This is a genomic window from Terrimonas ginsenosidimutans, from assembly GCF_022012415.1.
GTDB lineage: Bacteria > Bacteroidota > Bacteroidia > Chitinophagales > Chitinophagaceae > Terrimonas_A > Terrimonas_A ginsenosidimutans.
In genome coordinates, this window is record NZ_JAKLTR010000017.1 from 65,768 (window position 1) to 87,832 (window position 22,065).

Annotated in this window: 12 protein-coding genes; 6 read left to right on the forward strand and 6 right to left on the reverse strand. The window is 46.7% G+C overall.

What is annotated here, in order from left to right; genetic code table 11:
- The first annotated feature begins 29 nt into the window (after nt 1-29).
- The 4 genes from LZZ85_RS22365 to LZZ85_RS22380 all read left to right on the forward strand — a co-directional run bounded on the left by LZZ85_RS22365 (nt 30) and on the right by LZZ85_RS22380 (nt 14,205).
- Complete coding sequence (locus tag LZZ85_RS22365) at nt 30-881, forward strand: AraC family transcriptional regulator (protein ID WP_237875594.1); 852 nt, start codon at nt 30-32, stop codon at nt 879-881.
- Between the two features lie 741 nt (nt 882-1,622).
- On the forward strand, nt 1,623-10,526 hold the full coding sequence (locus tag LZZ85_RS22370; RefSeq protein WP_237875595.1) for an Ig-like domain-containing protein: 8,904 nt from the start codon (nt 1,623-1,625) through the stop codon (nt 10,524-10,526).
- 36 nt (nt 10,527-10,562) lie between these two features.
- Nucleotides 10,563-11,564 (forward strand): PorP/SprF family type IX secretion system membrane protein, encoded by a 1,002-nt coding sequence (locus LZZ85_RS22375; RefSeq protein WP_237875596.1) that lies wholly within the window; start codon nt 10,563-10,565, stop codon nt 11,562-11,564.
- A gap of 19 nt (nt 11,565-11,583) precedes the next feature.
- Nucleotides 11,584-14,205, forward strand: a complete 2,622-nt coding sequence (locus LZZ85_RS22380) for an OmpA family protein (RefSeq protein WP_237875597.1) — start codon at nt 11,584-11,586, stop codon at nt 14,203-14,205.
- A 103-nt stretch (nt 14,206-14,308) separates the two neighbouring features.
- Here the strand turns inward: LZZ85_RS22380 and LZZ85_RS22385 are convergent, their stop codons facing one another.
- From LZZ85_RS22385 to LZZ85_RS22400, 4 genes are all read right to left on the reverse strand, one after another.
- Nucleotides 14,309-14,944, reverse strand: coding sequence for a response regulator (locus LZZ85_RS22385; RefSeq protein ID WP_237875598.1), 636 nt, complete (start codon nt 14,942-14,944; stop codon nt 14,309-14,311).
- A gap of 335 nt (nt 14,945-15,279) precedes the next feature.
- A complete protein-coding gene (locus tag LZZ85_RS22390; RefSeq protein WP_237875599.1) occupies nt 15,280-15,459 on the reverse strand; it encodes a hypothetical protein in 180 nt (59 codons plus the stop codon).
- A 482-nt stretch (nt 15,460-15,941) separates the two neighbouring features.
- Nucleotides 15,942-16,514: a DUF4142 domain-containing protein gene (locus LZZ85_RS22395; RefSeq protein WP_237875600.1), complete on the reverse strand. Its 573-nt coding sequence runs from the start codon at nt 16,512-16,514 to the stop codon at nt 15,942-15,944.
- Between the two features lie 102 nt (nt 16,515-16,616).
- Nucleotides 16,617-17,534 carry a lytic transglycosylase domain-containing protein gene (locus tag LZZ85_RS22400; protein ID WP_237875601.1) on the reverse strand — a complete coding sequence of 306 codons (918 nt, stop codon included), beginning with the start codon at nt 17,532-17,534 and terminating at the stop codon, nt 16,617-16,619.
- Between the two features lie 705 nt (nt 17,535-18,239).
- Here LZZ85_RS22400 and LZZ85_RS22405 point away from each other — a divergent pair.
- The gene (locus tag LZZ85_RS22405) at nt 18,240-19,175 is read left to right on the forward strand and encodes an AAA-type ATPase lid domain-containing protein (protein ID WP_237875602.1); all 936 of its coding nucleotides are present in this window, start codon (nt 18,240-18,242) and stop codon (nt 19,173-19,175) included.
- Nucleotides 19,176-19,331: 156 nt separating this feature from the next.
- On the opposite strand, the gene LZZ85_RS22410 is transcribed toward LZZ85_RS22405, so the two are convergent.
- Entirely contained in the window at nt 19,332-19,517 is a 186-nt protein-coding gene (locus LZZ85_RS22410; RefSeq protein ID WP_237875603.1) for a hypothetical protein, read from the reverse strand.
- 310 nt (nt 19,518-19,827) lie between these two features.
- Here LZZ85_RS22410 and LZZ85_RS22415 point away from each other — a divergent pair, with 310 nt between their 5' ends.
- Nucleotides 19,828-20,055 carry a hypothetical protein gene (locus tag LZZ85_RS22415; RefSeq protein ID WP_237875604.1) on the forward strand — a complete coding sequence of 76 codons (228 nt, stop codon included), beginning with the start codon at nt 19,828-19,830 and terminating at the stop codon, nt 20,053-20,055.
- 493 nt (nt 20,056-20,548) lie between these two features.
- On the opposite strand, the gene LZZ85_RS22420 is transcribed toward LZZ85_RS22415, so the two are convergent.
- Nucleotides 20,549-22,030 carry an alpha-amylase gene (locus tag LZZ85_RS22420; RefSeq protein ID WP_237875605.1) on the reverse strand — a complete coding sequence of 494 codons (1,482 nt, stop codon included), beginning with the start codon at nt 22,028-22,030 and terminating at the stop codon, nt 20,549-20,551.
- Between the last annotated feature and the right edge of the window lie 35 nt (nt 22,031-22,065).

Here is a 22,065-nt window from a genome sequence, read left to right on the forward strand (position 1 = left end):
TACAAGCCAGATACACTTCAAAATGTATTATGAAGCCATTTTTTGAGAATATTCCAAGCAAACAGGGAGATCAGTCATTTTTGGCCTATCGGATGGACGTGCCGGCATTTGAATTCAAATGGCATTACCATCCTGAATTTGAATTAACCCTGATACTGAATGGAAGCGGGAAGAGATTGATCGGTGATAGTCATGAAAACTTCGGGCCGGGAGACCTTATACTTATAGGACCGTCCGTTCCGCACACCTGGGTGAGCGACACGGAGGAAAAGAACTGCTCTGCCGTGGTGATACAATTTTCAGAGCAGCTGACCAGCCCATTTCTGAAACTTCCGGAAATGTCCGCTATTGCCAAAATGCTGGCAACCTCAAGCAGGGGCCTTTTCTTTCCCGATAGTCTACCCGAACTTGCACAATTGCCGGAACTGCCCGGACCGGAGCGGCTTTTACGTTTATTCAGTACAGTTGAGCAATTGTCCCGACAAAATCAAAAAACCCTTGTATCCCAAAACTTTAGCCTGTCAGCAGGAAATGATATGGAGAACAGGGTCAATAAGGTTGGGCGCTACATTCTCCGCAATCTCGACAGGAAACTGACCCTTGAGGAAGCTGCGGCTCTGGTTCATTTATCTCTGCCGGCTTTTTCCAGGTTCTTTAAGCGGGCAACCGGCAAGACATTTTCAGACTACGTGAACGAGGTCAGGGTTGGCCGGGCATGCGCGCTGCTTACAGGAACAGATCTGCCGGTGGGTGAGATCGCTTATCGCTGCGGCTTTGAAAATATGGCCTACTTCAACAGGATCTTCCTTCGCAAAAAGAGTATAAATCCGAAAGCGTTCCGCGACAACTTTTTCCTCATTAATTCGGCAAATATCAACTGATCAAAAAGTTATTACCATTGTCATTTCCAGCACATAAGCCTGAAAGCCGCGTCTGATAAAGGTTTCAGAGAAATCGAGTGTTCCATGTGAAAAATATGTGGAAAACGATATTTGGAGCGGTTTGAGATCGTAAAACCCCGATATAGGTATCGGGATTTTTCATTTGATGCCCGTATAAGCTCTATTCGTAGTTATAACCTCATTGTCATTCGGTCTGTGCCATGCCGTTATTGCCCAAGTACAAATACCTGCTCCGGTTTAAGGAAAGGCTTGCCTGTAAGCAGTTTCCTTTGAAAGACAAACATGCCTTTATTCCGGTAAAATCTGCAATAATTGCGTACAAATTACTGGGAAACATACGTTTTTACACGGGAGCGGATTGAGGTAGAAAGTCATGGTTTTAGGGGTTTATTTACTAAGAAATAAGTATTTCCATATATTTTATACCCTCTTTCAGGCACTTCATACAATAATCAGGCTTTTTCAGTTGTTTAATAATACACTAATGAGTTTCTTTATATGAGAAATTCACTATCCAAAATCCAGAAAAACATGAAACAAAACTACACTGCCCTCCTTTCCTATCAGGCACCACCAGGCCTCTTCGGCAAACAAACCTCACCCGGACATCCCGGAATCTGAACACCATAAGCAAGCTGGTAGTATTTAGGCATCCTGGCAATCTGCTGGTACATATCCACTTATTCCATAGATCCCTGTTATCCATTATCTACCCGAACCATGACAAGAATTCTGCCCATACTATTATTGGGCCTCCTTTTAAACCTTACGCCTTCAAGAGCTCAAACTCTTCAACCGGACTTCGGAGCACCAGCCGTGCCCGTCAATGTGTGTAATGGTAATGCCGTATTCAAGGTAAGGGTTGTTGGAGGATCAAGTGCCTGTACACAGGGAACGCTGACCATCAGTCTTCCGGCAGGTTATGCTTATTTCGCCGGCTCAGCTACGCTGAGTGCTGGCAGTGGTTCGGTAACTGAAACTTCTGTTTCGGGAAATACGGCTACGCTCACTATTCAATCTGTTCCCGCCGCACCGGGCTTTACAGAGATCAGCTATCAGGCTTACGCAAATTGTGCGGTATTGAGTGCCGGAACTGCTGTTAATAACCAGGCGGCATATTCTTTCAGTTCCCCCTGCGGCCCTTCAACCACTGTTACGAGCAACAGCTTCAATACCCGGAGCGCTTCACTTACAATCACTAATATCACTAACACCAGCTATTTTGGAGCTGCTGGCGACAATTATACACGGACCATTACCATTACAAACAATGGTCTGGGATCTATTTCAAGAGTAAACCTTACGGATACGAGCGGAAGCGGCCTTTCAATCAAAGGGATCTCGGTGAGCGGCGGCTGGACATTCCTGACCAGCAAGCAGACCTTCGGATCCGATACACTTACAAATTTCACCCTGATCGGTGGAGAATTAGCCCAGGGACAAAGTATAACCCTGATTGAGAACGTAACCATGGTCAGCAATTGCAACCTGCAAAGCAGGTTTGCTACCTGGTTTGGGTGTGATGGTGTGCCATGCATGACAAACAATGTAAGCGGAAAAGCTACAGCCGGCGCAACCGTCAACAACTCATACGTTCCCTCACTCAAACTCATTCCCGAGCTGCTTGCGCTTCAATGCCGGGGCACTGACTATGCTCAGGTATTAAAACTCACAAATACCGGAAGTGTAAGATTGAATGATCTTTCACTGAACCTGTTTTCGACAGCCTCTCAGCAACCCGCAGCTCTTCAGCATTTTAATGCTGGCGCACCTGTTTCGTCCCAGTCCGCATTCACTGCATTCCAGTTTAAGGTCGGGGTGAACGGCAGCTGGGCCGCCCTGACTTCAACGTCGGCGGCAAATTTCAGCACTCCTGCTGCTTGTTTTGGCGCATCCAGCAGTAATCTGACCTTCAATATCCCGGTAATCAATCCGGGCGATACTATATTCATAAGATATACCGAAAAGAACTGTCCGGTCGGCGTGGCCGTGAATGGTCCACTGGTTGCCGCCGGAACCCTGTTGCGCTATGATTATGAAGCACCATGTGGCGGAAGAACGGAAGCCGTTTCTTCGCTTCTCCGTAACCCGGTTTCAACCGAGATCGTACCCGAAGCATCCCTGCCGGCTACAATGGTCCCTGGTCAGTCATATACATTTACTTACCGGTTCCCGGTTGCGCAAGCTGGTTTGTACACCAGCACGGGAGCGGACGCGTCTTCCATCCGTTTTGAGTTGCAGCTTCCGGCAAAGATCCATTTCAGCGGAAACGCCGCAGACATCCAGCTGAGGCATCCTGTAACAGGAAATGCTCTCGCTACAGGTTCTTCTTTCAGCTACAATACAGGTACTAACCAGGTTCAGATAAGCTACACCGTCACACCCGGTTTCCCTCTGAATACCCTGCATAATGCCGTTCTGACCTTCAATAACATGATCCTCGACTGCAATACTGCAGGCGCGGGAAACACTGTTACCTTGAGCAGTTTCCTGAAAAGTACAGCAAGCTGTCCTGCAGAAGAGTCGCTTTTCGCTACAACATCGAGCATCAGTTTTGCCTGTCCTCAGCCTGCATGCGATGTCAGAGGCGGGTTATCATTTGCTGATTTTTCTTTACAGCGCACCAATGTTGGCTTTGCGGATAATGATAATAATGGTATAGCTGAAGCAGGTGTTCCAGATCCTTCGAGGATCCGGAGAGGACTTGCAATGCCGGGAGACACCATCGTGGCCGTATTTAATGGAGCCATTACAGGAGGCTCCTCTTCCCCGAGTTTCCAGTATGCTTACGCCGTTGACACCTTTACCACCGGTTCAACCTATTTGTCAAACCTGTATGCGCGGGTCGAGATCTTCGCATGGGGTCAGTCAACTCCTTTTTATATTGCGAACAATGTACCGATCCAGGGTACCGGCACTACACGCAGGGTCGATGCGAGCATCTCCACCCTGGACGCTATCACACCAATGATGCCAGGCTATGGCGAATACCTGGACGGAGATTCGGTTGTCATATACATGTATTATAAAGTGACCGGAAACCCCGGCTCGCGTTATTTTCCCGTAGAAGTAAAAAATGGGTTCTACTTAAGTGATATCCCTAACCCTTCCTCCCCCGCCGATCACTATACCTGTGGTAATAATATACAGGGACAGATCACGCTCGTAGGGTATGAGACCGGTTCAGGCGGCAACCAGACCTATACTTCGGTAGGCAATGGTAATGTTGTCACCTCAATGGATCATTACTTGTCTATTGGCGGAGCCGCCGCGGGCAGCAAGCCATTTATCAATGAATTCAGGCCTGTCAGTGTTTATAACGAACTCCGCTATACCGTTCCCGCGAATTACGATTATGTAGCAGCCACCGTAACTTATTATTATACTACTGGTGTTGGAACCAGTGCATCATTGACAGTTCCGGTGACACCGGTCAGTGCTTCCGCAAATCCGCTGGTATTTAATGCCGGTAATCTTTTCCAGAATGGAACGCTTCCGGCAGGTGACCAGGGACATCGTCTCGTCTTGAATGTGACCATCAAACCGGGTTGTGAAGCACCGGCTTCTTCAGAAGCTCTCTTCTTCATGAGCCAGATCGCCACTCCTGGTTTTAATACGGGTTTCGCGCCTGCTTCCTATAATGGGAAGGACAGCATTTTCCTGATCGCACCTGAGATCATCGCCAGCACAGCAAATACAACACCGACCTCTAACGATGCCACTATCAGTTGGGAGATCCAGATCAGTAACCCAACCATCGCACAGGCAACACGCGTATGGATGGGAAAAGCGAGCGGAGCAGGCATTACGATCACAAGCATACAACGCCTCAGCGGTCCCGGCGGATTTGTGACCACAACACTTTCTCCAACCGGAGCAGGTATATACCAACTGGGTACATTGAACCAGGCGAGTAACTATTACCGCATCAATGCTACCTACACGAGCTGCGAGAAAGACAGCATGCAACTTGCCTACTGGTATGATTGCGCTGGCGTTGGCTATCCGGCTAACGTCGCCTCTGCCGTATATAAAAAAGAAATGAAGCTATCCGTGATACCGCTTCATCCGGCATTGCAGACCTCTATCATCACGGAACCGGCTGGCTCAACACACGATTTCTGTGATGTGCTGACCTATGAGATCGAAACGATCAATACAGGTTCATCTGCTGTACACGGACTTACCGTTACCGCATTCCTTCCTGCCTCAGGAACCACCTACGTGCCAGGCTCATACCGCCTGGAATATCCTGCGGGCAGTGGATCCTACATTTCTATCCCGGATGCGCAGGTCAATGTTGGCGCAAACAGCATCGTATTCACCATTCCGTCTTCAGAGATCGCACAGCTGATCTCAACGGAAGGTTTCAGGATTCGTTTCGGGTTAACAACAGCCTGCGGGTTTGGCAGTGGCGGAAGCTTCCGCTTTATGTCTACCGGCAGTTCTTTCTGTGGTACAGTGACCAGCGCAACCCAGCAACAAAGCCAGAAGATCACCATCAATGGAATTCCTCAATACACGAATGTATACAGTGTCAGCTCGGTCACGACAACCGGCCAGCTCGACTGTACAACCGGAGATATTGTGGCTACATATAAGTTCAAGATCATTAACCAGGGACCGTTGCCAACAACCATTGCAGATGGCTTCAGGGTTACACTTCCTTCTCCATGGCAGATGGATGCAGCGTCGATCAGTTTCACACATGATCCCGCGGGAGCAAGCTATACCGGTTTGACCGGAGGATACTATAACTTCCTGATGGGTGCCGGTGTGGCAGCGGGAGATTCGGTTGTATTTACCGCGACTGTTCGTGTGCCCGCTACAGCAGCTCCAACTTACCCTACGGGAAGCAGTTCGACGATCACCGAAGAAGCAGTGATCCGTTACGGCGGTGTCTGCTCACAAACAGGCGTAACCTGCCCGATCACTGAAGTAGTTGTTGCTTCGCAAAATACATCTACTTTCAACTATGCAGGAGGCCAGACAGGTACTCCGGTAGTTGTGATCACGAACCCCGCCCCTGTCTGTGCACCAGCTACTGTCGACATCACACTGGCGGGAATTACAACGGGCAGCACAGCAGGATTGACGTTCACCTATTTCACTGATGCCGCGGGAACCGCTGTTCTCGCAAATCCCTCCGCGATATCAATGAGTGGCACCTATTATATCAGGGGCACATCGGTCGGAGGCTGTTTTGATATCAAACCGGTAACGGTGGTGATCAATCCGCAACCTCTTGCAAACATTTCTTACAGTGGTTCTCCTTTCTGTGGCGGCAATACTGCAGCAGTAACTCAGAGCGGGCAGACTGGCGGCAGCTTCAGTTCGACAACAGGTCTATCAATTGATGCGGCAACAGGAACGATCAATATTGCAGGAAGTACTCCGGGAACATATATTGTTACCTATAGTTTTACAAACGGAACATGTACCAATACGGCGAGCACAACGGTTGTGATCAATGCCCTGCCTGTCGCATCGATCTCTTATGCAGGTTCACCGTTCTGTGTAGCGGGATCTGCAACACTGATCGTGCCGGTCACGCGTACAGGTCATTCAGGCGGAATTTACAGCGCAGGCCCAGGCTTGTCTATTGATCCTGCAACGGGAGCTGTGAATGTTGGCGCGAGTACAGCCGGAACTTACACGATCACCTATTCATTCACCAACGGAACCTGTTCAAATACGGCAATCACGACGATAGTGATCGGCGCAACTATGAATCTGGTGGTCACTAACCCCGCTCCTGTTTGCGCTCCGGGCACTGTCGACATTACAGCAGCTGCGGTAACCGCAGGAAGCGATGCGGGACTGACATTCCAGTATTATACTGATGCGGCTGGCACAGCCGTGCTGACAAACCCTTCGGCAATTGCTGCAAGCGGCACTTATTATATTCAGGGAACTTCTTCAGGCGGATGTAAAACTCCGGTAAGACCGGTCAATGTGGTGATCACTCCTGCACCTGTTGCCTCTATCGTTTACAACGGTGCTCCATTCTGTGTAACCGGTACTGCATCAGTAACCCAGACAGGATTGACAGGTGGTACATACAGCTCAACCGCTGGTTTGAGCATCAATCCTTCAACAGGCGCGATCAACCTTGGCGGCAGCACACCGGGAACATATACCATCACGTATACTGTCAGCAACGGCACCTGCAGCAATACAACAACGACTACGATCACGATCATAGCAGCTCCTGCACTGGTAACGCATAACCCGGCACCGGTATGCGCACCTGCAACGGCTGATCTAACGCTGGCTGCGGTTACCGTGGGAAGCACTCCTGGTCTAAGCTTTAACTATTATACCAATGCGGCGGGAACAACCGCACTGCCAAATCCAAACGCCGTATCTGTCAGCGGCACCTATTATATTCAGGGATATTCAGCTTCGGGCTGTCTCACTTCCATAGTTCCTGTAGTGGTGACAATTGTTCCGGCTCCCGTTGCGTCGATCAATTATCCCGGCTCTCCTTATTGCCAGGGAACCGCATCAACAGGAACTGTAACGCAAACAGGGCAAACAGGTGGTACATATAGCGCAAGCGGAAGCTTATCCATCCATCCTTCAACGGGTGCGATCAATATAGCAGCAAGTACGCCCGGAACATATACAGTAACGTATACGTTCAGTAACGGAACCTGTTCAAACACGACTACGACGCAGGTTACGATCGTATCAGCGCCGGTACTGGTGATCAACAATCCGGCACCGGTTTGCGCGCCATCATCTGTAGATCTCACCGACCCGGCTATCACAGCAGGCAGTACGTCCGGGTTAAGTTTTAGCTATTACACGAATGCCTCCGGTACTACAGCACTGACCAATCCGTCAGCGGTTTCCGCGAGCGGCACTTACTATATTCAGGGTTCCACTCCTGGTGGTTGTGTAACGACTATCGGGGCCGTCAATGTAGTCATCAATCCATTACCGGTTGCAACGATCAGCTATACTGGCTCTCCTTTCTGTAACACAGGTAACGCGGTGGTAACACAGACCGGACAGACAGGCGGTTCATACAGCTCTGGTGCAGGATTGATCATCGACCCTGTGACAGGTACGATAGATCTTGGCGCAAGCACTCCGGGCTCGTATACGATCACGTACAGCTTCAGCAATGGAACCTGTTCAAGAACAACCACCGCTAACATCGTCATTGCAACACCTCCGGTGTTAGTGATCACTGATCCGGCACCTGTATGTGCGCCTGCAACTGTTAACCTTACAGCTGCATCGATCACCGCAGGCAGCGCATCCGGTCTTACATATGCATACTTCACTGACGCAACTGCAACAACCCCGCTCACCAATCCTTCAGCGGTTGCAGCAGGCGGTACTTACTATATTGAAGCAACAAATGCCGGCGGCTGCAAAACGATCAGACCTGTACAGGTAACCGTCCACCCCGCTCCTGTTGCCAGCATTTCTTATACAGGCAGTCCGTTCTGCACTGCAGGAACTGCAACTGTTTCACAAACAGGTCAGGCAGGTGGATCGTACACTTCTTCCGCGGGACTGTCCATTGATCCCGTGACGGGCACTATCAATATCACGACCAGCACGGCTGGCACATATACTGTCACTTACAGTTTCAGCAATGGAACCTGCAGCAGCACCGCTACCACATCGGTAGTGATTGCGTCGATCCCCACTCTTGTGATCCACAACCCTGCAGTTGTTTGTGCACCACTTACTGTTGACCTGACGCATGCGGACGTAACTGCCGGAAGTACGCCAGGCCTTTCTTTTAATTATTACACAGATGCAGCAGGGACCATCGCCCTTGGTAACCCCAATGCTGTTAATGCAGGCGGCACCTATTATATACAGGGAGTCACTCCTGCAGGTTGCCGTTCATCGATACAGGCTGTGACAGTAACGATCAATCCGTTGCCAGTGGCAAATATCTCTTATAACGGATCTCCGTATTGCGCTGCCCAGGGTCCTACAGCCAGCGTTACACAAACCGGCCAAACCGGTGGCATCTACGGCTCAACAACCGGTCTTGTAATAAACGCGACCACCGGTGCAATTGATCTCATTGCAAGCACGCCGGGAACATATACAGTTACCTATACGTTCAGCAATGGCATCTGCAGCGCCACTGCAAATGCGACAGTTACGATCAGCCCTCTGCCGGTACTGATCATTACCAACCCCGCAGCCGTTTGTGCGCCCGGCACTGTTGATATCACTGCGCCAGGGATCACAACAAACAGTACTCCGGGATTGACTTATAATTACTTTATCGATCCGGGAGGATTGATCAAATTATCTTCACCGAATGCCATCGGAACAAGTGGAACATATTATGTGCAGGGAACAACCGCAGCGGGCTGTGTGACTGATATCGAAGCAGTAGTCGTTACGGTAAATCTTACACCAACTGCCGCCATTGCTTACAACAGCGCTCCCTTCTGCGTAAGTGCAGGAGGAACAGGCACCGTTACGCGGACGGGCCTTGCAGGCGGAACATATTCATCATCACCGTCAGGTCTGTCCATGAACAGCACTACAGGAGCGATCAATGTGTCAGCAAGTACACCAGGCACTTATACTATCACATACAGCTTCAATAATGGTCTTTGCAGTAATACGACTTCTACTGATGTAAATATTATGCCGGCTCCGGTACTGGTGGTAACGAATCCGGTTCCTGCATGTATCCCCGCAACAGTTGATCTGACGGCTGCTGCCATCACTGCCGGAAGTACTGCTGGTCTTACTTACCAGTATTTCTCGGACGCGGCCTGTACAACGCCGTTGACTAACGCATCTGCGATCACTGCAAGCGGAACGTATTATATCCGCGCATTGAATACGGCAAGCGGATGTCAGACTGATGCAAGAGCCGTAAACGTTGTGATCAGTGCAACCCCAACGATCAGTATAGCGAATGTGGCAGCGATCTGCCGCGGCGAGGCTGTTACGTTGAGTGCTTCGTCTCCCGGAAATACCATTACATGGCAAAATATCGGAGCCGGTAATAGCGTTATAGTCTATCCGCAATCAACAACTACTTACACAGCTGTTGCAACAAACGCGGCGGGATGTTCTGTATCAGCAACAGTACAGGTTCAGGTGAGAGATTTCAAAATGTCACTCACAGCAAATACAAACCCGATCATGCCAGGCATGCTATTAACACTGACATCTGGCGCGAATAGTTCTTATAATGTTATCGGTTGGAAACCTGAAGCGAATTTCTCTGCACAGACAGCCATCGCGCAGTCTCTCATTATCAAAGACAGCTCACAGACCTTCGCCGTGATCGGCCGGTCTGCTGATGGTTGCCTTGATACTGCACGCCTGCTGGTGGAGCTTGAGCCGGGTGGTAAAGATTTCTTTATCCCCAATGCGTTCACACCGAACAATGATGGAAAGAATGATACGTTTAAACCATACGGCTCATCAATCAAGTCTATCGAGATGAGAGTGTTCAATCAGTGGGGAGAACTGGTGTACCAGACAACAGATGTAAATAAAGGATGGGATGGCATATACAAAGGGAAAGCACAACCGGTTGGTGTGTATCCTTACGGAGTAAAGGTCACCTTCCTTGATAATACGACCGTAACAAAACGAGGTACAGTAAATCTCGTACGGTAAAAGAGAATCCAATAACGTCCTGTAAAAACCAATTGAATGAAAAAAAATACTTTGCTGAAGGCTGTGGCGGTCGTTATGACCGTTATCGGTTCACGCGGTGTGACCAACGCACAGGTTGATCCGCATTTCTCGCAGTATTTCATTCAGCCTATGTTTTTGAACCCTGCATTAACTGGTGCTATAGAAGGCGACTACAGAGTTTCCGCCGTATGGAGAAGTCAGTATGGCGGCACCCTTTCTACCCAGGGGATCTCCGCCGAAGCTCCTACCAATAAGAATCTGAATGTTGGGATAAACCTGATGCATCAGTCATCTTCAGACGGTGCTTATAATTATACAACCGGATATGCCAACTTCGCTTACACAGGTGTTCGCTTTGGCCATCACCAGGTGGTAATGGCTGTACAGGCTGGTCTTATCAACCGCCGCTTCAATGTTAGCAAATTGCAATTTGGTGATCAATGGGTGGCCGGACTTGGTTTTGACCCCAATTCCATCACTTCTGAAAATTTTTACAAACCATCTGTTTCTTCATTTGATGCAGGAGCTGGTATCGCTTATTATAATGGCAATCCTGACAATAAAATAAAATTGTTCGGAGGGTTTTCAACGTTTCACCTCACACGACCAACCGATCCGTTCATCAGTGGCGGAGAGAAAACAAAGCTTCCGATCAGATATAGTGCACATGCCGGTGCGCGGATCTACATTTCCGACATGTTTGATCTGGTTCCTAACCTTCTTTATATGCGCCAGGGAAATGCCCAGGAGAAAATGGTAGGCGCATATGCACAGTTCTATGGTGGAGCGAATACAGATATTATGTTCGGCGCAAACCTTCGTGTAGATGATGCACTTGCCCCGTTCGTAGGTTTCTATCATAAAGGCTTCACTTTCGGGATGAGCTATGATGTGAATGCCTCAGCAAAGACCCAGAATTTTATCAGCCGCAATAGCCTCGAAGTCTCATTTTCCTATGTTGGATGGGGAGGTAGTTCGGAGATAAAAACAAAACCATTCTACTGTCCACGTTTTTAAAATAGTTTGAGAGAGTCCTATGCGTAACCAAATCATTCACCGGTCAGCCATACCACAAACAGCCTTCGCAAGGGTTGTGTATGGCCTCATATCCTGCCTGCTGCTGGGTATGGGGGCGCTGCATGCGCAAAACAATGAGCCGGCGTTGTTTGAAGAAGCTGAAAAGTTGTTCAATGAAAAGAACTACTATGAAGCTGCTCAGTATTATGAGAAGTTCCTCGCCGGTGGCAAGGACCCGCGCAGGGCATCTGCAAGTCCCTTTGCTGTCAGAAAGAAGGGCGAGAAAACAATGGAAAGTACGGTGTCCCGGCAGGGGGCTATATACCGTCTTGCAGAAAGTTATCGTTTACATAATGATTTTAAACAAGCCGAAAAATGGTATAAAGAAGCTTCCTCTTTTTCACTTAGCTCCTATCCTGCCAGTCAATACTGGTATGGTGTTGCATTGAGAACAAATCAGAAATATGATGAAGCTTTAAAAGTTATCTCTGAATTCCGGGACTCGCGTGATGCGAAAGACGAGTGGATGGAAGCCGCTGACAGGGAGCTCGCCAACCTTCGGTATATACGTTCTCAAACGGAAACAAAAAAACAAAGTGTATTTACTGTAACAAGAAAAGCAAACGCCGCCAATACTTCGGCATATGCCCTCGCAACTTCTTCTGCAAAAGAAGTTTTCTTCACTGCAGTGTTTGTGGATAGCAGTAAAATGTATCACGGCAACCCTGCTTATTCCGCAAGATTGTATAGCGCACCCGATAGCGGAAATATCCGCGAAACGGCTAAGCTGGTGAATATACCCGAGGAACCCGGATTTAATAACGGCCTCCCTTCGCTTACGCGGGACGGACAACAGCTCTTCTTTACCCGCTGGACAAAAGAAGACGGTGTAATCTCTTCCGCTATTTACACATCAAAGAGAAGTACAGATGGTTCATGGTCTGCACCGGAAAAGCTGAAGGCACCGGTGAATCTTGACGGGTCGAACAGTACACAACCTTCTGTCACGCCTGATGGGAAATACCTGTTATTCTCTTCAGACAGGAAAGGCGGCTTTGGTAAATACGATATCTGGTTTGCTAAACTGAATGCTTCACTGGAGGCGGTGTCTGTTCAGAACATGGGCATCTTTATCAATACACCGAATGATGAAGCATCTCCCTGGTATCACCCTGCATCTACCAGCCTTGTATTCTCCAGTAACGGACATGTTGGGATGGGCGGCTTTGATATCTATGCATCGAAGGGAACTATTGAGTCTGCTACCTGGGATCATCCCGTGAATCCCGGAGCGCCGGTGAATTCATCAAAAGATGATCAGTATTATATAGGAACGGATGAAGACAACCTGTGGAATACTGGCTGGCTAAGCTCTGATCGTGAAACGGATTGTTGCCTCGACCTGTTTGCGGTAGTATCCGACAATGTTCAATACATTTCAGGGAAAGTGGTGGACGAGAAAACGGGCACACCTATCCCTCATGTGGCTATTCTGATCACAGACCCTAAAAAAGAAGGGAATGTGATCCTGATCAGAGAAACAGATAGCCTGGGTTTCTATCAATTTGAATTAAGAAATACATCCCGGTACAGTATCGTTGCGCAGAAGCCAACTTACAAAACTGATACAAGCAGTTATGTGGTGGTGATGCTGACGGGGCGGGATAGTATCAGTAATAAAGATGTATTACTGACCACAGATGAGATCTTTGATCCTGATGTGGGTGAACCACCGGATCCAGCGGACGAGATCTTTAAACCTGATAAAGGAAAAGATCCGCCGGAAAGACCTCCGGGAGAACGGTACGATCCCGTATTGATCGCAAGATTTGACTTTGACAGATCTTTTTTAAAGAAACAGTATCATCATAATTTAGATACACTGATCAGGATCATGGAGAGAAACCCATCAATGATAGTTGAGATAAGCGGCCATACGGATGCCTTCGGAACGGAGGATTACAATTTCCGTCTGGCCCAGGAGAGAGTGGATGCATGTATCAACTACCTGCGCGATAGAGGTATCGGCACAGACAGGTTGATCGGCAGATCATATGGTGAGTCTTCCCCCGTTGTCAGCGAGATCGTTGACGGATTGGATCATCCCGAAAGCCGTGCAATAAACCGCAGGGTGGAATTCAGGATACTGCAGGGAACAACATCTGCAAACACAGGTGGCCCTTCGGTAACCAGGGACATGACCGAACGTCAATCCGGTTCAGTAAATGTACCGGTAGCTGCGCCAGGCAAATCAGGCAGGGTCGGACGAAATCAAAGAAAGTCCGGCACAGGATCATTCCAGCCTGTTGTGCATTTCTCATTCGACAAGTCTTTAGTAGATGATGAATATTTCAACAACCTCGACAGACTTGCTGAATTAATGAATCAAGATCCTTCCATGAAAGTGGAAGTGAACGGATACACGGACGCTAAAGGAAGTGCCGCCTATAACCTCAGGCTGGCGCAAGAGCGAGTGGATGCGGTTATCATTTACCTTGAGCAACAAGGCATAAGCCGGACGCGTCTTAGCGGAAGGGCCCTTGGCGAATGTTGCCCGCTCGAAGCCGAAACAATTAACGGCCGTGACAATCCTGAAGGCAGATTTATGAACCGCCGGGTGGAATTTAAATTCATCCAGTAGTTGGTAAGATCTCCACTACCCCATTAAATTCTAACAAACAGACGTCTAAGACAAGAGCCATCCCGCTGCAGCGGGATGGCTCTTGTCATTTTGCAAATTCGCGTCAAAGGCCTTTGGACTGGATATAGCTCACCAGCGCCGCGGTGTTCGGCAGCCCCAGTTTTTTCAGAATATTATAGCGGTGAACTTCAACTGTTTTAAGCGTCACTTCTTTGAGTTCGGCGATCTCGCGGGAAGAAAGACCTTTTTTGACGCAGGCAATGATCTCCAGCTCCTTTTCCGTGAGCGAATAGATCCGCATCATGTCATGGTTCTCGTCCAGCTGTTCATTGGCTAAAATATCCTTGATCTCTTTGCAGATAAAGATATTGCCCGCGTGCACTTCAAGAATGGCGCTGATCAGCTCGTCTTTTGAGGAGTTTTTAGTAACATACCCTCTTCCGCCCATCCGCAACATCTTTTTTGCGTACAGAGGAATATTATGCATGGAAACACCGATAACTTTTGATTCCGGGGATAGTTCCAGGATCTTTTCGGTGAGGGTAAATCCATCAATGGGAGACATGTTGATGTCTGTCAGGACTATTTCAGGCCGCTCGGACTCTACCATTTTAAGGGCTTCATCCGGCACCGTCGCCTGCCCTATCACTTTGAACTGCTTGTGCTGCCCTAATACAATGGCCCATGCTTCCATCATCATCCGATGGTCATCCACCAATAAAACTGTGATCTTGTTCATTTTCTGAATAAAATTACACCAGCCTGAACCGCAGCCTGAAACTCCGCGGTCCGATTATACAATAATACAAGCGATCGAATGGCGAGTGTTTTTCTTTTCCGTCAGATGCCACAAACGGAAAACCGGTCAGGTATGCTGAGCATACAGGAACACAGTAAGGGGTAAAATATTGGGGGACTTTTAAGAGGTCGGATCAATGAGGGATAAAACTAATACATTTTCTCAACAAACATTTTCCCAGCTAAAACTTTAACGTTAGGGATACTTTAGCTTTCACCACGGGAAGAGGAGTATCAATTAAAAGGTCCCGGCTTTCCGGGACCCATTATCTTTAATTACCAGCATTCGTGCCTTCTTGCTTTAATGTATCGCAAGGGCTGCTCCGGCATAATGATCTTTGGATAATGGATAGAAGGATCCGACTTTCTCACACGAAGAGCCAATGGTGTTTCCTTCTTGTACACGACCAGGCTACGTATGCCCGGGCTTTCTGTGTTCTTTTGCGCTGATTTCATACAGATAATAAGTTTTAAAGTTTCCAAAGCAGTGTGTTTTTCAGGATATATGTTTCAGCGTTGACGTGATTTCGTCTCGCACAGGGATTATCCGGTTGTAGAACGGCCATCTCATCAATCATCATTAACCACTCCTTAACCAGCCGTCTATGATCCTTAAGTATTATGGTGATCTGTACTGATTCTTCAGATCAGCCCGCCTCATCCCAACAAAGGCATAAACAATAAATCGAAATGACTTATCTATTATTCCCTTAAGGACGGAGATAACGGTAAGCAGCTTTACTGCCGGGTTATCTTGTAAGCGTAGATGTTGATTTTGGAATACTTAAAGAAAGAGTAAATACAGTTGCAAATGGCATGCCATCAAACTCCGGGTTTACCCTGAAATATCTGTTGACGGTTACGATCCTGTTTAATTATCGTACACACACAAAAAATCCGGTGCTTTTGACACCGGATTTTCCATTAGAACTGAAAGGTTATTTCCAATTCTTCTTAATGACCTTTATCGAATCGAGATGACTTCTGAGATTCGGGAGTGTGTTTGTTGCGAATGAGATCACTTCTGCATCCTTTACATTATTTGATGCTTTTTCAAAGAGATCAATCGCTTTTTCATGATCTTTGATCATTACATCGATGTACTCCTTATCAAAATCTTTTCCTGATTTCTTCATCAGATCGTCCGCTTTCTTTTTGTTTTCCTCTGAAACATCAGACGGAAGTACCACATTTTTACGGACGGCAATTTCTTTAACCTGGTCATTTACAGCAGAATGACCTGAAACCATCATGTCGGCAAAACGTTTAACAGACGTATTGGAGGACTTTTCCAGGGCAAGTCGGCTAAGCGCCACTTCCGCCATACCGCTGTTGGCTGCATCCACCAGGAAGGTACTCGTTCCGGCATCCGGTGCAGGCGCCATCGTCGTAGTATCTGTCCTTGCTTCTTTGTTTGCAGAATCAGCTTTCTCAACCGGATCTTTTCCCTCGTTGTTGCAGGAGAACACGATCATTGAACCAAGGCATAGCAATAGAGATATTCTTTTCATAAATACAATTTGTGATTGCTCATATATTGGAAGATCTATGCCAGTTAATTATCAGATCCTCTAATCCATTGACGAGTAAGAAAAATACCCTGATAATTGTATTTACCTGTTGACGGATGGCAACACCAGTGTATACTTTTTACCCGGTGGAACTGGAAGTGTTTTTCCCCGTATCCATGCATTGTGCCGTTTAAGCAACCTGTAATTGCTGCCATGTGCGGTAGCAAAGGCTGCCAGATCGGGTATGGAAGAGTTGACCTCGATCGTTGGGAATTGTTGTGGCAGGTAGCCATCGCTCTGTCCGATGATAAATCCGAGACCATCTGCCTGTTCGAGGAAATATTTAAATGTCAGGATCCGGAAGATATAGCGGTTGGTTTCCTCGGGAAGCAGCAGGTCATAATAATTACGCGTTTTTTGAAAATTAGCCTGGCCGGCATAGGCCCCCATTCCGCAGTTATAAGATGCCGCAGCGGCGGTCCAGCTGCCGAGTTGTTCATAAGCTTTCCGGAGATATTTGCATGCCGCTTCAGTTGACTTCTCAATGTGATATCGTTCATCAACATAACTATTCACTTCCAGCCCAAATCCAGGCGCAGTAGAAGGCATGAATTGCCAGAACCCGGCAGCACCTGCTTTTGACACCAATAGCTGGAGATTCGATTCCGCAACACACAGGTATTTCATATCCTCCGGGATCCCGTTCTTTTTTAACTGAGCTTCTATCTGCGGAAAGTATCTTTTAGAAAGTTTGATGATATATAAGATAGAGTTCGGCTGATAATAATTATACAGCACTTCCCTATCCCATTGCTCCCTTATCTCTGTATCCTGCAGCGGCACAGCTTCACCAGCAAAACTAAAGCTTGACGGAAGCGGTGGTGCCGTATACTTCATAATGACCGCATCCGGGGATGCAACATGGAGCCCTTCTTTTTGCCGGAAACTGTATACTGCTACCAGACACGCACATACTACAGAGAACTTCCATTTCCAATTGACGTTGTTGAATATCTTCATAAAGATCCAGATTTACTGTACGAATTCAATGCTTCTTTCCGGCAGTTATTCTCCCTTTGCCCCGCATTGCTGCTATTTGAACTGTTATTCAGCGTTCCCGGCATGTTGCTGCCAACACATGAAAAATAGCATTGATCTATTTGATAAGCCGGTCAGAATGTATCATTTCAAAACATCAGCCAAACAACAGTGAAAGCAGAAAGTTGCAACAGAATGAATACAAGACGACCTGCCTGATGATATTAATAGCAAGCAAGTACAGATGCATTTTGACAGTTGCAGCACTTTCTTTAGCATAAATACCGCTGTCACCGGCTTGTCACATTTTTATACAACCCGTGAGAGCTTTAGGCAGGCCCGCCGTTTAACATCCTACAAGAAACTACTTAGTGTTTACCCGTAAAAGCTTATTTTTTGAAAAGACGTCATAAAAATGTGTCCACTTATTCATTCTGATTTTTATTAAAAAATGCAGATTTGGTCAAAAAAAATTCTCAATTTGGTTTTTGGGTTACACAAATAACCTAATTTTATAGCACGGTCATACTCCATCAATGACCTGATTATATACATCTCTTCTGTTGCTTCTCTTTCGAAGCAAATTTTCAAACAAGGAATACTTTATCTGGTAATGGCCATGGTGGCTGATACCGGGTTGTTTTCAATAATCAAGTGAATCTACCGGATTCGCGCAACTGTTATCGTATGCTTAACACCTTTGAAACTTCAACACTCACGGCTCAAAACGATGTGTCTGCGAAATTTTCAGGAAAATTATCGGAGATAATTTCTGCTTGTGCAGCCGACAAGCACCCTGTGATACTTTCAAACATTCCAGATGAGGGCAACCAGCTCGTTGCGGAAGCCGTACATGATCTGAGCGCCTGGGCCGATCGATCCTTCTTTGTATTATCCTGCCATTCTCAAACAGGCAGACAATCAAAGCCTGGTATTACGCTTTCTCATCCTGTTCATTATGAAATGCCTGATCTGTTCAGCAATGCAGCATTGCTGGAGTCTCTCAACGGAGGAACAGTTCTGGTGAACGATCCTTTTCTCTTACCATCACAGCAACAGCAACAGTTACTGGAGCTATTGACTTCCACACTTGATCTGAAAGTGATCATCAATAGCAAAACCTTCGATCGTGATCAACAGTCACTTGAAGGATCCCCGCTATTGAAAAATGTTCGTGTAATGAAAGTTCCGTCATTACGTAACCATTCCGGTGATATACGATTTGCTGCGAATTACTTTCTTTCCAAGTCAAATCTTGAATGGCATAAAAATATTCCCGGCATCACTGAAGATTGCCTTCAACAACTGATGACGTACCCCTGGCCAGGCCAGCTACCTCAGTTGAGGGAGACTATAAGACAGGCCGCATTCATCTCTCCCGCTGATCAGCTTCTAGACCTGTCAGCATTGCCCTCTCAGATCAGAACGTTTAAAGCGACAGACCGGGACTTCCTTAAAGAAGCCGTAAAACAGGCAGAGTATGAAATGATCTATAAAACACTACGCGAAACAAATAATAACAAACGTAAAACAGCAGAGATACTGAAGATCAGCAGAAAGACACTGTACAGTAAGATCAATATGTACAAAATGAATAATTTCTCTGCTGCATTGGGACTGTAGAAGTGATCTTCCTATTTAAAAAAGGTGAATTGATATTGAATCAATTCACCTTTTTTCATGTTGACGTATACACATAAAAAAGCTGGTCATCGTACTCTGACAAGAAGGGAAACGTTAGTCTCCGTTCCGGCAATTTCCTAATGACCAGCTATTAATTTAGAAGAGACGAAGTGTATCTCTTCTCAACGTATCCTTACGGAGCGTATCTTTTTTAGGGATAGTATCCTGCACAGGAGTTGAGAACGATTTAGTGTTAACTGTCTCTTTTGTTGCGCGGCTTTCAGTGCTTGCGAAAGTCAGCAATACAATGCTTAAAAACGCTGTGCTTAATAGGGTCTTCATCGTTATAAGTTTTTGTGATGAGATATGTTGTGTCGGCCATACATAACCAATATGCTGCCAGATTGCGGCAATGTGGATAACTCTGAAAAAAAATCTCTTCCCTGCTTGTAATATAAGGATATACATACACGATGATCCTGTATACATTGCCGGTAAACCCTTGAAATTAGGAGATCATTAAAGCAAAATTTGCATGAGATAAGAACAATTTCAACTGCTGTTTTGGTAATGCATATGTCGCCTTCAGTGCTGATCGCTGCGCCACCGCTGGTTGAGGCATGTGAATTGCATTATTATATAAAATGCTGTTATGAATAGAAAGGTGATCAATGCTGAATTGATCAAAATAGATCATTCTGCCCCGGATGTTCCTGAATCAGTAAAGAATTTCAGGCCCGATATGTATCAGGATGACGGCACTTATTATGCTACTCTGGGAAACGGTGATGATACTATTATAGGCTGCGGAGCCACTATCGATGAAGCCATGGTAAGCTGGGACGCAGCCTACTGGAATAAACAATATAGAAAAGAATAATGAAACAGATGATCAATGCCGGCACTTAACATACAGATAATATGGCTATTCATACTCGCTATACCCATTGCTTGTATTGCATGGACAGTTACTCACGAAGAGATATTCAGCGAGTTCAACAACTATTGCAAGGATCGCGTGAACAATTGCAGGTATCTTATCAAACGAAAATTCTTCTACTTATTTACCTGCGAATTCTGTTTTAGTCATTATGTAACAGTCCTCGCATTGATAATGACCAAATACAGATTATTGCTTCCGGACTGGCGCGGTTATATAATCGCGGGGTTTTCGCTGGTATGGATCGCGAACTGTTATATGAGCATATATGGTCGGCTACGAGTAAGCCTAAAGAAAGAAAGGGTTGAATCAAAAATCCAGGAGAAAGAGCTTGAAGACAAAATGGAATCCCATTGATTTGGAAATATTTGGTATAACGATAACGCGACTCCAATCTGAATCGGAGTCGCGTTAAAAATAACTTACTGGTGATCTAATCCAGGCTGACCCCTTCAAAGATCCAAACAGATACCGAACCGGCATTGACAGGGAAATCAGCTTCGCCATTTTCGTCTAAGATAACGCTGTCCTGCCTGTGACCGCAAGCTTCCACCATTGTACGACCGGCATGTTGCTTACCGACTGCCATATGTTTGAATCCTTCCTGGCCGTTAGTCAGCACTACCGCGCACCCACTGTTTTCCCGCTCTCCCACTCCTTCACGCGTCCAGCCAACGGTACTGGAATGATCGAAATAATCCGTTTGTCTGCCATATGCCAGTTTCTTTCTTACTTTCATCATCGTTTCCACGCAACTCAATGGCGGCAATTCAATGTATTCCTCTTTACCCGTTGTATTGTCGACATACTGCGCGCCATAAATGGATGGGAAGAACACGCACGGTGTTGCCTGCTCACGAAGCAGGATCACCGCGTATGCCAACGGCTTGAACCATGGATCAACCGGCGATTGCAAAGATTGCAGCGGTTGCGTATCGTGATTGTCAACAAAAGAGATAGATAGCTCAGGCCTGATAGCTGTCAGACTGCTCTCAAGAACACCCGCCATATTATAAGCTTCGCCTTCACGCGACGCCTTATGAAAATTAAAATGCAGTGGCGCATCAAACAGTTGTATAGCACCATTAGTGGAATCCAGGTAAGCAAGTAATTCTCCTACATCATTTTTCCAGTATTCACCAATACACAACAGGTCCTTCTTAAAATGGTCTTTCAGAAATGCGAGCCATTCTGGAAAAAAATCAGGTGAGATGTGTTTCAACGCGTCAAGCCGATAACCGTCAATACCCGTCTTTTCGGTATACCATGCGCCCCAATTCTTCAGCTCTTCCCGTACGTGCTGATTCCGGAATTCAATATCATTCCCCATCAGGTAGTCATAGTTGCCATATTGTTTTTCGGGAACATCCTCCCACTGCCCATTAAAATATTCATTCCTGATCATGGCGATCTTTTCGTTTTCACAGATACCGGTGAAGCTCTGTGAATCCCATACAAATGCAGAATACTTGCCTCCGCGGCCGGGAAAATAAAATTTTGTGTAGGCATCAACCTGGTATGGTTCACTGGTGATCTTCGTCCGGTCATCCTCATCCACTTCCTGCACCGTGATCTTTTCCGTTTCATCGCCACCGATCTTATGATTAAGAACGATATCTGCCAGCACTTTTATGCCGTGCTCATGAAATGTCCGGATACAGTCAAGATACTCCTGAACCGTTCCCCAGCGCGTACGCACCGTTCCCTTCTGATCAAATTCTCCCAGGTCATAAAGGTCATAGGCTGCATACCCTGGCTCTTCCGTTCCTTTTGCGGATTTGTAGGCTGGAGGAAGCCAGACCTGTGTAACACCTAATGATGCGAGATGCGCGGCTTTCTCCTGCGCATGTTTCCAAAGATTTCCTTCTGTTGAATAATACCAGTGAAAGAATTGAAAGATAGTCTGATTGTCCATATTGCTTTTCTACAGTTGTGATTTGCATAATGAAA

Bases quoted from the DNA above. Each gene is read 5' to 3' on its own strand.
- LZZ85_RS22420 (WP_237875605.1), bottom strand. From the start codon at position 22,030: ATGGACAATCAGACTATCTTTCAATTCTTTCACTGGTATTATTCAACA.
- LZZ85_RS22405 (WP_237875602.1), top strand. From the start codon at position 18,240: ATGCTTAACACCTTTGAAACTTCAACACTCACGGCTCAAAACGATGTG.
- LZZ85_RS22365 (WP_237875594.1), top strand. From the start codon at position 30: ATGAAGCCATTTTTTGAGAATATTCCAAGCAAACAGGGAGATCAGTCA.
- LZZ85_RS22370 (WP_237875595.1), top strand. From the start codon at position 1,623: ATGACAAGAATTCTGCCCATACTATTATTGGGCCTCCTTTTAAACCTT.
- LZZ85_RS22375 (WP_237875596.1), top strand. From the start codon at position 10,563: ATGAAAAAAAATACTTTGCTGAAGGCTGTGGCGGTCGTTATGACCGTT.
- LZZ85_RS22390 (WP_237875599.1), bottom strand. From the start codon at position 15,459: ATGAAATCAGCGCAAAAGAACACAGAAAGCCCGGGCATACGTAGCCTG.
- LZZ85_RS22410 (WP_237875603.1), bottom strand. From the start codon at position 19,517: ATGAAGACCCTATTAAGCACAGCGTTTTTAAGCATTGTATTGCTGACT.
- LZZ85_RS22380 (WP_237875597.1), top strand. From the start codon at position 11,584: ATGCGTAACCAAATCATTCACCGGTCAGCCATACCACAAACAGCCTTC.
- LZZ85_RS22395 (WP_237875600.1), bottom strand. From the start codon at position 16,514: ATGAAAAGAATATCTCTATTGCTATGCCTTGGTTCAATGATCGTGTTC.
- LZZ85_RS22415 (WP_237875604.1), top strand. From the start codon at position 19,828: ATGAATAGAAAGGTGATCAATGCTGAATTGATCAAAATAGATCATTCT.
- LZZ85_RS22385 (WP_237875598.1), bottom strand. From the start codon at position 14,944: ATGAACAAGATCACAGTTTTATTGGTGGATGACCATCGGATGATGATG.
- LZZ85_RS22400 (WP_237875601.1), bottom strand. From the start codon at position 17,534: ATGAAGATATTCAACAACGTCAATTGGAAATGGAAGTTCTCTGTAGTA.